This is a genomic window from Pseudodesulfovibrio mercurii (assembly GCF_000189295.2).
Classification (GTDB): Bacteria; Desulfobacterota; Desulfovibrionia; order Desulfovibrionales; family Desulfovibrionaceae; genus Pseudodesulfovibrio; species Pseudodesulfovibrio mercurii.
The window spans coordinates 909,626-923,139 of record NC_016803.1 but is presented as its reverse complement, the minus strand read 5'-3'; the positions used below and the strand labels follow the sequence as shown (position 1 = coordinate 923,139).

The window sequence follows — 13,514 nt, the reverse complement described above, 5'->3', positions numbered from 1 at the left end:
TCCGTCCTATTCCGGCTTGCGCCCGTAGGCCACGAACAGGGTGTCGCTGACGCCCTTGGTCTCCAGGAACCGGGGGTCGTCGCGGTCGCGCCAGTCGTTGCGCACGGAGACGGTCCCCAGGTCCCGGGTGAATCCGGCCATGCGCAGGTATTCCAGGGCCAGCCCCATGCGTTCGAAGGGCAGGAGCTCCCGCCATCCCCGGATGGCCCGGTCCGGGTCGAAGGATTCGGAGAAGGCCAGGACCACCGGAGCGCCGGGCGGCAGGAAGTAGGCCACGTAGCGCAGGATGTCCACAGGCCGGTCCATGTATTCCAGGGCGCCCAGGCAGGCCGCGCCGTCGTATTGCCCGGTGGGCCGCTCGGAGTCCGGGGAGAGGTCCAGCAGGCGCATGCCTGGTTCCACGAACCGTCCGAGGATGGACTGGTAGTTGCGCAGGGCGGCCGCATCGGGCCTGGGCGGGCGGAAGTCCTCGTCCAGGTCGGCAAAGCGGTCGAAGAAGGCGGGGTGAAAGAAGTCCGGCGGCTCGCCGTGGAGCATGGCCTGCATGCCCGGCCCCCAGTCGCAGACGGCCTCGCGCCAGTGGGTCAGGGAGCCGTAGGTCCCGGTGTCGCGCTCCTCCAGATACTGGATCTTGGCCGCGATGGTCACCGGCACGTCGGCCAGGGGGTGGTTGCGGTCCGCCGTGAAGGTCTCGTTGTCCAGGTCCACCAGCCGGAACGGGGTCAGGGTGTCCGGGTAGATGTCCAGCAGGCCGTCGATGTGTCCCTGGGGATAGAACCGGCCCACACGCGGCAGGATCGGCTCGCCCCGCACGGTCTTGCGCCGCAGCCGGTCGCGGTCCAGGCGCAGGACCAGGCTCTCCTTGCGCCGGGGGATGCACAGGCGCGGCTCGTAGGTGAAGACCACGGATTCCCCGGCCTCCTTGCCTTCCAGGGCCTCGCGCATACCGGTCGGGAAGATGTCGTTCACCGGGTTGACCTTGCGGCCCAGAAACCATTCCTCATGGCGCTCGCCGTCCGATTCCCAGGTCACGGTGAATTCCAGCGCGCCCACAGCGTTGTCGTTGAATACGGTCATGGTGGCCGGATAATGGACATAAAAAAGGCGGGGTTGCAAGCCCCGCCGTGAAGTTTTCGCGAGAATCACGCCTAGGACGCGAACAGTCGGCCGAGGATGACGAGGCCCGTGACGAGCTGTCCCAGGGCCAGGAGCAGGAGGAGCATGTTGGCCGCGCCGTGCAGCACGGGCATGATCGAGCGCTTCGCCTTTCTGCGGTCCATGTACAGCCCGGTGGCCGCGCCGAAGACGATGAGCGCGAGCATGATCTTGGCCATGGTCCCGTGCAGTTCGTAGGCGTCGGGGATGCCCTGGAGCATGTCGGTCACGATGGACCCGCCCACGGCCCCGACGAACCACAGGGCCATGACCACCAGCCCGTAGCGGGTGTGTCCCTTCCAGTTGAAGGCGACCTTTTGCCCGAGCAGGGTGAAGCGGGCGCGGTTCACGCCCTGCCAGGCCACCCACAGCCCCAGGAGCAGGACCAGGATCATGAGCAGGGGATGGCCCAGGATCACGGCGGTGGGGACGGCGGCCGCCGTCTCGGGGCTGCCCGGAGCCGGGCAGTCCAGCAGCCTGCGGACCTCGGCGTGGTCGGGGTTGGCCAGGAGGGCGACCAGGCCGGGGACCTGATCCGGGCCCACGTGCGCTCCCTTGGCGATCATGCGCTTGACCGTGTCGGTCCAGAACGCGTCGCCGCTGTCCACGTTCCGGCAGATGCGTTCCGCCGTGTGACAGGCGAGGCAGGGCGCGATCATCTGTCCGGGATCGTCGGCCCGGACCGGCACGGTCAGCAGGAGAAACCACAGGGCCAGGAAGGCCGGAAGCCGCCAGGGGAGGCGGAGACTTGCCGCAAAATGGAAAATGGTATAGATTCGCATGGTCAGATCATATAACCGATAAACGGGGTTGGCCGTCAACCGGTTACACCGTTTCTTCACCAAATGGCTCCTTTCGTGCTCAATCGGACGTGTTTTTCGAGTTTTCCACAGGGTAACATGCGGAATTAAACTGCTTTTGACAGTATTGTTTAGTTGTGTTAATGATGTGCAGCGAACGGCACATCATGGTCGGTGCCGACCCCTTATCCCCAGGAGGCTATCGTGGCGGAATCCGCTCCCACTCACACGTCCATGCTGGTGGATCTTCCCGAGCCCGGCAAAGTCGCCGAGTACACGCTTTCTCCCGACGTTCCCGTCAAATTCGGTTTTTACGTGTCCGAGGTCGTGTTTTCGGCCCAGGGCAACGACTTGGTCCTGACCGGCGAGCATGGCGGCGTGGTGGTCATCAAGGATTACCTGTCCATGGCCCAGGACGGGGCGTTGCCCATGTTCGAGCTGCACGGCGGCGAGGAGGTGCCGGGCGACGTCTACCTGTTCGCCTTCGGCGACGCGGCCATGAACATGGAGACGGCGGCCGGACCGCTCACGGACCGGTCCATGAGCGGGGAGTTCCGCGACCACGTGGACTCCAAGGGCGACGTGCCGTCCGGAGCGGACGAGCATTCGGCCCTGGACCAGGCCCATGGCGCGCACGCGGACCACGGGGCCGACATCCTGACCTATTTCGAGCTGTTCTCCGACGGACCCGAGGTGTTCCCGCACCACACCGACGAGGCCGGATACGTGCCCGCCCTGTTCGGCGCGGAGCACTGCGCGCCCCTGACCGACCTGTCGTTCTGCTCCTTTGCCGACACCTTCGACCCCCTGGGCGACGCCCTCCAGCACGTGGTCGATTTCCACCACGCCCTCTAGATTTTCCCGTCGAACGCGAAAGCCCGGTCTTTTGACCGGGCTTTTTTTTTGCGCTTCCGCTCGACCCGGCGAACGTCGTGAGGCGGCCTCCGCTTCCGATCGTTTCTTCATTTCCACCGGCGCACGAAAAGGCCGGCCGCATCGGGGATGCGGCCGGCCGGTCGGTTGGGGTTGTCGGGGGCGTCGGGGTTAGACGTAGAATATGGTCACCCCGATCATGGCCAGCAGGTAGAACAGGCCGAAGATGCCGCCCAGCGCCCACCAGCGCGCCTGGCTGATGAAGCCCGCGCCGTACCAGATGGGCGAGGGGCCTGTGGCGTAGGGGGTGATGATGCCCATGAGACCGAGGGAACCGGCGAGCATGAGCGCCAGCTTGGGCAGCATCTCGGGCGGCAGCAGCGGGGCGGCCGTGGCCATGAACAGGGGCAGCAGGGCGGTGGTGTGCGCCGTGGTGCTGGCGAAGAAGTAGTGGAGCACGAAGAAGAGGATGACCAGCAGGATGATCACCGAGCTCGGCGCCATGCCCGCGAGGTTGTTGGAGATCATGTGGCCCACCCAGTCGAGCACGCCGGTCTTCTTCAGGCCCGCGGCCATGGCCACCAGGGTGGCGAACCAGGTCAGGACGTTCCAGGCGCCCTTGTTGGTGATGACGTCCTGCCAGGTGATGACGTTGGTCAGGACCATGAGCGAGAGCACGGAGATGGCGGCCACGGTGCTGTCCACGTGGAACTGCTTGCCGAATATCCAGAAGACCAGGGCCAGCACGGCGTAGCCGAGCATCATCAGTTCCTTGGTGGAGATGCGGCCCATCTTGCGCAGTTCCTCGACGGCCCAGGCCGGGGCTTCGGGGGAGTGCTTCAGGGTCGGGGGATAGAGCAGGTAGCCGAGCCACGGGGTCAGCAGGAACAGGGGCAGCATGGCCGGGATCATGATCTTGCCCCAGTCGCCCCAGCTGATGGTCACGCCCACGCTCTTCTGGATCATGTCCACGGCCAGCAGGTTCGGGGCCAGGGCGGTCAGGAACATGGAGCTGGTCACGCAGGTGGCGCTGATGCCCACCCAGGCCAGATACGCGCCCATCTTGCGCGGCTCGTTGTCCGGGGTGGAGTTGAACATGGGCGGGATGTTGCTGGCGATGGGGTAGATGGTTCCCGCGCTGCGCGCGGTGTTGGAGGGCATGAACGGGGCCAGGATCGCGTCGGAAAAGGCGATGGCGTAGCCGAGTCCCAGGGTGGACTTGCCCAGGTAGCGGATGAGGTGCAGGCTGATGCGCCTGCCCAGCCCCGTCTTCTGGTAGCCCAGGGCGAACATGAAGGCCGAGAAGATCAGCCAGATGACGCCGTTGGAGAAGCCGGACAAGGCCCAGTTGCGGTTGGCCGTCGGGCTGGGGTCCACCAGGCCGAGGAAGGCCACCAGGGCCACGCCGGCCAGGCCGACCAGGGCGGCCGGAACGGGCTCGATGATCAGGCCGACCACGACGCCGACGAAGATGGAGAGGAAATACCACGCGTTGGGTGACAACCCTTCGGGCGTGGGCAGGAGGGCCATGAGTACGGCCACTATGATGGGGGAGAACTTCAGGAGTGTCTTCATGGAACAATCCTCGTTTCAAGGTGTTGTCTGCGGGTTGGTCTGTGAACGTATACCCTTCCTCTGCCGATGCGTGTTGTCCCGCAGCCGGTATTTACTCCTATTCTCTCCATTGCACCAATTGAATTGTACAGTCAATCAAAGGGTTGCCCCGGCGCGATAATTTCACGTTGCGGCATATTTCCCGTTTCCTGTGCGGCGGAACGGCGCTGAAGGGTATTTATAAAGGCCCGAATGTTGTAGCGGATTGTGCAACATGGTATGTCCCGGATACCTGCACGCGCACCGGCGGGGGATGGGGGCGGGGCGTGTTCACCTGCGGAGGAGGTTGTATGGATCCGACTGCGTTGATGCCCGTGCCGGATGCGATTCCGGTGGGCTGGGGCTGGTTCGAAGGATTGAACATCCTGACATTCGTCGCGCACATCATCATGGTCAACATCCTGCTGGGGGGCGGGCTGCTGGCCGCCTGGCTGGCCCTGGCGGACCGGCATGATCCGCTGGCCCGGGCCGTGGCGAACAAGCTGCCCACGACCTTCGCCCTGGCGGTCAATTTCGGCGTGGCCCCGCTGCTCTTTCTCCAGGTGCTCTACGGCCACCTGTTCTACACCAGCGCGGTGCTGTCCGCGGTCTGGTGGCTCAGCGTCATCGTCCTGCTCATCGCCGGGTACTACGCCCTGTACATCCACCAGCACCGGCAGAAGGCCGAGCATCCCGGCTCACCCGTCTTCCTGGTCTTCGGACTGGGCATGGTCCTGTGCATCTCCCTGGTGCTGACCAGCGTGCTGGCGACCATGGAGACGCCGTTCAACTGGACCGAATACTTCACCAATCCGCAGGGGACCATCCTGACCTTCTTCAAGGCGACCACCGTGCCCCGCTATCTGCACTTCCTGTTGGCCAGCGTCGCCCTGGGCGGCCTGTTCGCGGCCTTGGTCGCGGACCGCCCGGGCCAGCTCCCCCTTTGGGCGGCCGAGCAGGGCAGGGCGCTGGGCATGAAGGTCTTCACCTCCGCGACCCTGGTGCAGATGGCCGTCGGGCTGTGGTGGCTCATGGCCCTGCCTCGGGGTATCCTGCTTCAGTTCATGGGCGGCGACCTCCTGGCCTCGGGCCTGCTCCTGGCGGGCGTGGCCAGCACCATTCCGTTGCTGCTGGCCGGGTTCGCGGGACGGCCGAGGAGCGCGACCCTGTGGGTCGTGGTCACCGTCTCCCTGATGGTCGTGGCGCGGGCCGTGCTGCGCAACCTGTCGCTGGCCCCGTATTTTTCGCCGCGACACCTGACGGTCACGGGCGAGGTCTCGCCCCTGGTCCTGTTCCTGGTTTCCCTGGGGCTGGGGCTGATCGCCGTGGGCTACATGCTGCGCCTGGCCGTCGGGCCGTCCAGGGAGGGCTAGTCATGCAATACCCCATCTGGGAACTGACGACCTTCGGCGGCGGCTTCTTCATCGCCCTGGTGGCGGTGGTGCACGTGTTCGTGGCCCACTTCGCCGTGGGCGGCGGGCTGTTCCTGCCCGTGTTCGAGACCCTGGCCGCGAAGCTCCGCTCCGCGCCGCTGTTGGAGTACGTCAAGCGGCACACGCGCTTTTTCCTGCTCCTGACCATGGTCTTCGGCGGCATGACCGGCGTGGGCATCTGGATCACCATCTCGGTCATCGCGCCACAGGCCACGTCCACGCTGATCCACACCTTCGTCTTCGCCTGGGCCACGGAGTGGGTCTTCTTCCTGGCCGAGATCGTCTCCCTGCTCATCTACCATTACCGGTTCGACCGCATGGACCGGCGCAGCCATCTGATCATCGGCTGGCTGTACTTCGTCTTCGCCTGGCTCTCCCTGTTCATGATCAACGGGATCATCGGCTTCATGCTCACGCCGGGGGCGTGGCTTACGGGCGGCGGCTTCTGGGCGGGCTTCTTCAACCCGTCCTTCTGGCCGGGCCTGTGCTTCCGCACGGCCATGGCCCTGATGATCGCCGGGCTGTTCGGCTTCCTCACCGCCCACCGCATCGAGGACGAGGAGACAAGGGAGCTGGTCTACCGCTGCTGCGCCCGCTGGACCATCGTGCCGGTGGTCCTGGCCGTGGGCTTCGGCTGGTGGTACTTCTCGGTCCTGCCGCCCGAGGCCCTGGAGCGGCTGACGGTCAAGGCCGCGCGCATGACCGCCTTCTACCGGCTGATCCCGTTCCTGGCCGCCGGGCTGTTCGTCCTGGGCTCGGTCATGATCCTGCGCCTGCGCCGGGAGGCCCGCATCAGCCTGTCCCTGATCCTCCTCCTGCTCGGCTTCGGGTTCATCGGCACCTTCGAGTTCCTGCGCGAGGCCGCCCGCAAGCCCTACGTCATCCACGGGTACATGTATTCCAACCAGATCCGGACCGCCGACCTGGACGGGCTGCGCGAATCCGGCCTGCTGGCCTCGGCCGGGTGGGCCAGGGTCGGACCGATCACCGAGGCCAACCGCCTGGAGGCCGGGCGCGTGCTCTTCCAGCTGCAATGCGCCTCCTGCCACTCCATCGGCGGCCCCATGAACGACATCCTGCCCCTGACCGCGCAGTATCCGCTGGTCGGCATGGACGCCAAGATCGCGGGCATGGGCCGGATCACCCCGGTCATGCCGCCGTGGGCGGGCACGGACCAGGAGCGGCTGGCCCTGGCCGCGTACATCGTGGACGGCCTGCACGGCGGCAAGCCCGGCAACCGGGCCTGGACGCCTCCGCAACTGACCGTGGACATTCCGCCCTTCGACCGCGACAAGGACGAGTACGTCCTGCTCGCCTGGAACAACCTGGGCATGCACTGCATCTCGGACAGCTATGCCGAGTGGGTCCTGCTGCCGCCCGCCAACGACCTCTTCGCCCAGCTGATCCGGCGGGGCGACAAGCCCGAGGTGGTCACCGAGGGCGTGGAGCTCTCCTACCACGTGGAGCCGGGCTTCGAGGAACCGGCCAGGGCGTCCCTGTTCTGGGAACACGCGGAGTGCCTGTTCGGGGCGCGGCCAGAGGACAATGTGGGGCTGGCCGGTTGCGGCCTGATCGGGCCCATGCACGAGAACGGCGAGCTCAACTGCTTCGAGGCCAAGCTCATCCCGGTGGAGCCGTACCCGGCGGACGGCGGCTTCAACCCCTATCCCGTCTTCACGGTGGTGGCCCGCGAAAAGGGCACGGGCAGGCTCCTGGCCGCGACCAGGGCCGTGGCCCCCACGTCCACGGAGATGGGCTGCCGGAACTGCCACGGCGGCCCGTGGAAGGTGGACGACCTGGCGGGCATCTCGCGGACGACCGGACGCAACGTGCTCCGGTCCCACGACCGCCTGAGCAACACCGAGCTGGCCGCGTCCGCCGAGGGAGGCAAGCCCCGGCTCTGCCAGAGCTGCCATCCGGACCCGGTCCTGGGGGCCGAGGGCAACCCCGCCCTCCTGAACCTGCCGGCGGCCATCCACGGCTTCCACGCCAACTTCCTGTCCGGCCGGGGCTCCGAGGCGTGCGCCTACTGCCATCCCAACCGGCCCGACGGCCCGACCAAGTGCCTGCGCGGGGTGCACGCCCAGGCGGACATCGGCTGCGTGCGCTGCCACGGCTACCTGGAGGACCACGCCTTGTCTCTGCTCAAGCGTGAACAGGAGCAGGGCAAGCAGCGGGCCGGTCGGCTCATGGCCCACCTGACCCCGCGCTCCGCCGAGAACCTGGCCGCCATCAACCCGCGCCTGCCGTGGATGCAGGAGCCGGACTGCCGGACCTGCCACGTGGACCCCAATGTCAAGCCGGACGCCAAGACTTCCCTCGGGTTCAACACCTGGACCACGGGCGGGGACACCCTCTACCGCAACAGTCCGGACAAGACGGGCAGGATGCTGTGCATCGCCTGCCACAACAGTCCGCACGCCAACTACCCGGCGGTGAACCGCTACGGCGCGAACCGCGACAACATCGCGCCCCTGCAATACCAGGGCAACATCCGGGCCATAGGCGCCCAGGGCAACTGCGCCGTCTGTCACCTGAAGGAGGTCACGGCCGACGTGCACCACCTGGGCCGGGCGGCCATGAAGTAGGGAAGCTCCTGATCGTGCGACAAGGGGACCCGGTTCCGGCCGGGTCCCTTTCATTTTTCGGGCGGGGCATGCTATACCGGTGGGCAGGGTGCGCCCGGGGCGAGGGAACAGGGCGGGTGACGGCCCGGCGCAACCGGAAAACCGCTTCACCCGCGCCAAAGGGGGCAGGCATGAAAACGCGACGATTGGGAACCGACGGCCCGACGGTTTCGGCCATCGGGCTCGGCTGCATGGGCATGTCGGATTTCTACGGGCCGAGGGAGGAGGGCCGCTCGCTGGCGACCCTCGAACACGCCCTGGACGTGGGCGTTAACTTCTGGGACACGGCCGACATGTACGGCCTGGGCGCGAACGAACGGCTGCTCGGCAAGGTCCTTGCCGCCCGCCGGGACGAGGTCGTCCTGGCCACTAAGTTCGGCGTGGTGCGCAACGAGGCGGGCGACTTCATCGGCCTGGACGGAAGCCCGGATTACGTGCGCCGGGCCTGCGAGGCCAGCCTGCGCCGCCTGGGCACGGACCGCATCGACCTCTATTATCAGCACCGCATGGACCCGGACACGCCCATCGAGGATACCGTGGGGGCCATGGCCCGGCTGGTGGAGGAGGGCAAGGTCCGGCATCTGGGTCTGTGCGAGCTCTCGGCCGACGAGCTGCGGCGCGCCGCCGGGGTGCATTCCATCGCCGCGCTCCAGTACGAATATTCCCTGTGGACCCGCGAGGTCGAGGGCGAGGTCCTGGACGCCTGCCGTGAGCTGGGCATCGGGTTGGTCGCCTACAGCCCCATGGGCCGGGGCTTCCTGACCGGGAAGATCAAGAGCCGAAGCGAACTGAGCCCGGACGACTGGCGGTTGGAGAACCCGCGTTTTTCGGAGGAGAATTTCGCCCGGAACCTCAGGCTGGTCGAGGCCGTGGAAAGCCTGGCCCGGAACAAGGGCTGCACCCCGGCCCAGCTGGCCCTGGCCTGGCTGCTCGCCCGGGGCGAGGACGTGGTGCCCATCCCCGGCACCCGCCGGGTTGAACGGTTGGACGAAAACGCGGCCGCCGTCGAGGTCCGTCTGTCCCCGGAGGAACTGGGGCGCATCGACGCCGCCTTCCCCCCGGACGCCGCCGCGGGCGAGCGGTATTGAGGGCCGGGGCGTGGGGACAAAAAGAAGAAGCGGTTGCATCCATTCAGATGCAACCGCTTGATTTCTTTGGTAGCGGGGGCAGGATTTGAACCTACGACCTTCGGGTTATGAGCCCGACGAGCTACCGTACTGCTCCACCCCGCGACACGTGAGAGGCTGTATCTAGGTTGGTGACGGATTTTTGTCAACAGCAAATTTAGAGAAATTCCAAAAAATATTTTTCGGGCCGCGAAAACTGCGGTCCGGCGGGGAAAGGACCAGCAAAAAGTTTACAACCCTTCCCGAATTCCGTAGAGAATCACCCCTATGAGCAACGCCGAAAAGTTTTCCGTGGTCCTGCCGGTCTACAACGAGCAGGACAACCTTCAGACCCTGTTCGCCGAGATCCGGGCGGCGGCCGATTCCACGGGCCGTCCCTGGGAGGCCGTGTTCGTGGACGATTGCAGCACGGACCGGAGCCTCGACATCATCCGCGACCTGGCCGCCGAACACCCCGAGGTGCGCTACGTGGCCTTTGCCGAGAACAGGGGCCAGTCCGCCGCCTTCTGCGCCGGGTTCGACGCCGTGGAGTCGGACATCGTGGTCACCATGGACGCGGACCTCCAGAACGACCCGGCCGACATCCCGGACATGCTCGCCGCCTTCGGCCGGGACTGCGAGATGGTCATCGGCTGGCGGGCCAGGCGCCGCGACACCTTCATCAAGCGCATCTCCTCGCGCATCGCCAACAGGATCCGCGACTCCATCGTGGACGACGGCGTGCACGACACCGGCTGCTCCCTCAAGGTCATGCGCACGGACCTGCTGCGCCGCATCCCCCGGTTCAAGAACATGCACCGCTATTTCCCCATTTTGATGAAGATGGAGGGCGCGCGCATCCACGAGGTCAAGGTCAACCACCGGCAGCGCGGGGCGGGCGTGTCCAAGTACGGCACCCTGGACCGGGCCCTGGCGGGCATCTGGGACCTCATCGGGGTCAAGTGGCTCATCACCCGGCACATCGGCTACACCGTCAAAGAGAAGAAATAGGCATGACCCTGCCCGACCACTGGTGGCTCCTGGCCCTCGTCGTGGTCGTGCAGGGGGCGTTTTTCGTGCGCATCGCGATTTTACGAATGCGCGGGAAAGGCGTACAACCTCCGGCGCGCCCGGTGCTGGCGGCCCTGGGGGGCTCCGGATTGGCCGGGCTGGCCTACGGGTTCGCCCAGCGCGACCCGCTGTTCGTCATCGGCCAGGCCTGCCTGCTGGCCCTGTACTACTGCATGCAACGTGAGCGAAATGACCTCGGATAAGCGCGACTCCAACCTGAATTTCAAGTCCCTGACCAAGGGCTTGGTCATGCTGGCCATCCTCGGCGGGGCCGTGTACCTCTCCCGGTACCTGGGGCTGGGCGACATGCTCGCCAACACCCAGTGGTTCAACGACCACATCCTCGGACGCGGCCCGCTGTCCGTGGTCATCTTTCTGGCCGTGGGCGCGGTCTTCACCGCCGTGGGACTGCCCCGCCAGCTCATCGGCTTTCTGGGCGGCTTCGCCTTCGGGACCTTCAGCGGCACGGTGCTGTCCACCGTGGGCGCGGGACTGGGCTGCGCCATGGCCGCGCTCTACGCCCGCATGGGCGGCCGAGACCTGGTGGAGCGCAAGCTCGGCCCGCGCGTGCACAAGATCAACCACTTCCTCCAGCACGAGCCGTTCAACACGGCCCTGGCCATCCGGCTGTTCCCCCTGGGGTCCAACCTGATCACCAACCTGGCCGCCGGGGTGAGCTCCATCCCGCTCATGCCCTTCGTGCTCGGCTCGACCCTGGGCTATATCCCGCAGAATTTCATCTTCGCCCTGTTCGGTGCGGGCATGAACCGCGAGTCCACCGAGGGCGTGATCCTGTCCGTGGGCATGAGCGTCGTGCTCTTCGTGGTCTCGGGCTGGCTGGGCATCCGGGTCTACCGGCGCTACCGCAGGCAGGCCGGGGTTTCGGAGGACGCGGACGAATAGTCCGTCGTTCGATGGGACGAGTAGTCCGTTGTTCGGCGGCGAGGAAATTGACGATTGGCGAATCACTCCGGGCGCAGGGCCGGAAAACGGCGCGTGAGCTCCTTCCACAGGAGCCAGACCAGTCCCGCCACGACTACGCCCCAAAGCCATCCGGCGAGGACGTCCGTGGGGTAGTGCTTGCCCAGGTAGAGGCGGGAATAGCCCGTCACCAGCGGGACCAGCAGGGGCCACAGCCGGAGCTTCGGCCACAGGAGCACGGCGAGCAGGGCCAGGGTCATGGTGTTGGCCGCGTGGCCCGAGGGGTAGGAGGTGCCGTTCTCCTTGGTGCGGACAAAGGTGTCCGGCCGGGTGCGCCACTCCCCGTTTTCCACATAGCGGGTCCCGGCCACCTCGTTGAGCGGGCGGACCCGGTGGATCTGGTGCTTGACCAGGTTGGTGGAGAAGTCCGAGACGCCCATGCCGACGAGCAGGACGAGGAACAGGAGCAGCTGCCTCCTGCCGCCCTTGAGCACGGCCAGGCCCACGGCGGCCACGAGCAGGACCATGAGCACGGCCATGGACGAGAAGAGCGGCATGACGGTGTCCAGCAGGGCGCAGTGCCAGTGCTGGTTGATGAGCAGGAAGAGGTGCAGGTCCGGGGCGGGGGTGCTGAAAAACATGGCGTTCCTTCGGATTTTTCGGAATGCATAGCCGTCTTTGGCCCGGCGGGCAACTCCACGGTTGCCAAACCATAAAAAAGGTTCGAGAGTTCACTTCATGGAAAAGGCGTTGAGAACAGGGCGGCTGGCCGTGACCATGCCCAGACTGAGCCGGTACGGCGGCGCGGAATCCTTTGCCTGGCGGCTGAGCGAGGCGTTGGCCGCGCGCGGCCACGAGGTGGACTTCATCTGCGCCCGCTGCGAGACCGATCCGCCCGAAGGGGTGGAGCCCGTGGTCCTGGGCCGGTTCGGGGGGTTCCGCCTGGTCAAGGTCCTGTGGTTCGCCTTTGCGGCGGACAGGGCCTGCCGCAGGGGGGACTACGACCTGGTCTTCGGCATGGGCAAGACCCTGAACCAGGACATCCTGCGCATCGGCGGCGGCCCCATCTCCAAATTCTGGGAACTGTCCAAACGTGCCTGGCCCAGGGGGTTCGCCCGCTCCTTCAAGATGCTCCGCAGGCGGCTGTCGCCCGGCAACTGGGCCATCCACGTCATCGATCGCATCCGCATGCGCCGCACCCCGCACCTCGTCTGCGTGTCGGACCTGGTCCGCGACTGGCTGGTGGAGTCCCATCCCCACCTGAACCGGGACGACATCGCGGTGATCTACAACCGTCCGGACCTGGAGCGCTTCTCGCCCATCGGCGACCAGGAGCGGCTGCGGCTGCGGGCCGCCTCGCACATCGCCGAGGACCAGGTGGTGGTGGCCACGGCGGCCACCAACTTCGCCCTCAAGGGCGTCCGGCACCTGGTGGGCATGCTCGCGCGGCTGCCCGAAAACTACGTCCTGCGCGTGGCCGGGGGGCGCAACCCCGCCAAGTACGAGCGGCTGGCCCGCGACCTCGGCGTGGCCGACCGGGTGCGCTTCCTGGGGAGGGTGGACGACATGCCCGCCTTCTACCGCGCGGCCGATGTCTTCATCCTGGCCTCGTTCTACGACGCCTGCTCCAACGCCGCGCTGGAGGCCTTGGCCTGCGGCTGCCGGTCCCTGTCCAGCGCTCTGAACGGCTCGGCCCGCTTCCTGCCGCAGCGCTGGGTCTTCCCGGACCCGGCGGACGAGGCGGCCATGGCCGAGGTGGTTCTGCGTGCGGCGGGCGAGTCCCGGCCCGGCCCGTTCCAGTGGCCGGACCACGTCCTGTCCGGGCTCGATCCCTACGTGGAGATGGTCGAGGGGCTGCTGGACGGGAAATAACCCGGACGACAACGGCGAAGGGGCCGGGGGACGTTGCGTCCCCCGGCCCCTTCGCCGTTGTCG

At 66.7% G+C, this 13,514-nt stretch carries 12 protein-coding genes and 1 tRNA gene; 8 read left to right on the top strand and 5 right to left on the bottom strand.

The features are described from left to right. Positions 1-6: 6 nt before the first annotated feature. Together DND132_RS04405 and DND132_RS04400 are read right to left on the bottom strand one after the other, a co-directional pair. On the bottom strand, positions 7-1,077 hold the full coding sequence (locus DND132_RS04405; RefSeq protein ID WP_014321504.1) for a peptidylprolyl isomerase: 1,071 nt from the start codon (positions 1,075-1,077) through the stop codon (positions 7-9). 71 nt (positions 1,078-1,148) lie between these two features. Further along, complete coding sequence (locus DND132_RS04400) at positions 1,149-1,937, bottom strand: DUF4079 family protein (RefSeq protein WP_148266938.1); 789 nt, start codon at positions 1,935-1,937, stop codon at positions 1,149-1,151. A 222-nt stretch (positions 1,938-2,159) separates the two neighbouring features. Here DND132_RS04400 and DND132_RS04395 point away from each other — a divergent pair, with 222 nt between their 5' ends. After that, on the top strand, positions 2,160-2,810 hold the full coding sequence (locus DND132_RS04395; RefSeq protein ID WP_014321502.1) for a hypothetical protein: 651 nt from the start codon (positions 2,160-2,162) through the stop codon (positions 2,808-2,810). A gap of 189 nt (positions 2,811-2,999) precedes the next feature. Here DND132_RS04395 and DND132_RS04390 read toward each other — a convergent pair whose 3' ends face one another. Beyond that, positions 3,000-4,403, bottom strand: a complete 1,404-nt coding sequence (locus DND132_RS04390; RefSeq protein WP_014321501.1) for an anion permease — start codon at positions 4,401-4,403, stop codon at positions 3,000-3,002. Positions 4,404-4,732: 329 nt separating this feature from the next. Here DND132_RS04390 and DND132_RS04385 point away from each other — a divergent pair, with 329 nt between their 5' ends. The 3 genes from DND132_RS04385 to DND132_RS04375 all read left to right on the top strand — a co-directional run bounded on the left by DND132_RS04385 (position 4,733) and on the right by DND132_RS04375 (position 9,569). Beyond that, a complete protein-coding gene (locus DND132_RS04385) occupies positions 4,733-5,794 on the top strand; it encodes a hypothetical protein (protein WP_014321500.1) in 1,062 nt (353 codons plus the stop codon). A gap of 2 nt (positions 5,795-5,796) precedes the next feature. Beyond that, positions 5,797-8,442 (top strand): multiheme c-type cytochrome, encoded by a 2,646-nt coding sequence (locus DND132_RS04380; RefSeq protein WP_014321499.1) that lies wholly within the window; start codon positions 5,797-5,799, stop codon positions 8,440-8,442. A gap of 170 nt (positions 8,443-8,612) precedes the next feature. After that, complete coding sequence (locus tag DND132_RS04375) at positions 8,613-9,569, top strand: aldo/keto reductase (protein WP_014321498.1); 957 nt, start codon at positions 8,613-8,615, stop codon at positions 9,567-9,569. A gap of 67 nt (positions 9,570-9,636) precedes the next feature. Here the strand turns inward: DND132_RS04375 and DND132_RS04370 are convergent. Beyond that, positions 9,637-9,713, bottom strand: a tRNA-Met gene (locus tag DND132_RS04370). 162 nt (positions 9,714-9,875) lie between these two features. Here DND132_RS04370 and DND132_RS04365 point away from each other — a divergent pair. Genes DND132_RS04365 through DND132_RS04355 form a run of 3 tightly spaced genes read left to right on the top strand, consistent with a single transcriptional unit; the run spans position 9,876 to position 11,561 of the window. Then, positions 9,876-10,598 (top strand): glycosyltransferase family 2 protein, encoded by a 723-nt coding sequence (locus DND132_RS04365; protein WP_014321497.1) that lies wholly within the window; start codon positions 9,876-9,878, stop codon positions 10,596-10,598. A 2-nt stretch (positions 10,599-10,600) separates the two neighbouring features. Further along, a complete protein-coding gene (locus DND132_RS04360; protein ID WP_014321496.1) occupies positions 10,601-10,861 on the top strand; it encodes a lipid A biosynthesis domain-containing protein in 261 nt (86 codons plus the stop codon). Next, positions 10,848-11,561: a TVP38/TMEM64 family protein gene (locus DND132_RS04355; RefSeq protein WP_014321495.1), complete on the top strand. Its 714-nt coding sequence runs from the start codon at positions 10,848-10,850 to the stop codon at positions 11,559-11,561. Before DND132_RS04360 ends, DND132_RS04355 begins: the two co-directional genes overlap by 14 nt. 62 nt (positions 11,562-11,623) lie before the next feature. Here the strand turns inward: DND132_RS04355 and DND132_RS04350 are convergent, their stop codons facing one another. Next, positions 11,624-12,220 carry a phosphatase PAP2 family protein gene (locus tag DND132_RS04350; protein WP_014321494.1) on the bottom strand — a complete coding sequence of 199 codons (597 nt, stop codon included), beginning with the start codon at positions 12,218-12,220 and terminating at the stop codon, positions 11,624-11,626. 97 nt (positions 12,221-12,317) lie between these two features. Here DND132_RS04350 and DND132_RS04345 point away from each other — a divergent pair, with 97 nt between their 5' ends. Beyond that, a complete protein-coding gene (locus tag DND132_RS04345) occupies positions 12,318-13,451 on the top strand; it encodes a glycosyltransferase family 4 protein (RefSeq protein WP_014321493.1) in 1,134 nt (377 codons plus the stop codon). The last annotated feature ends 63 nt before the right edge of the window (positions 13,452-13,514 follow it).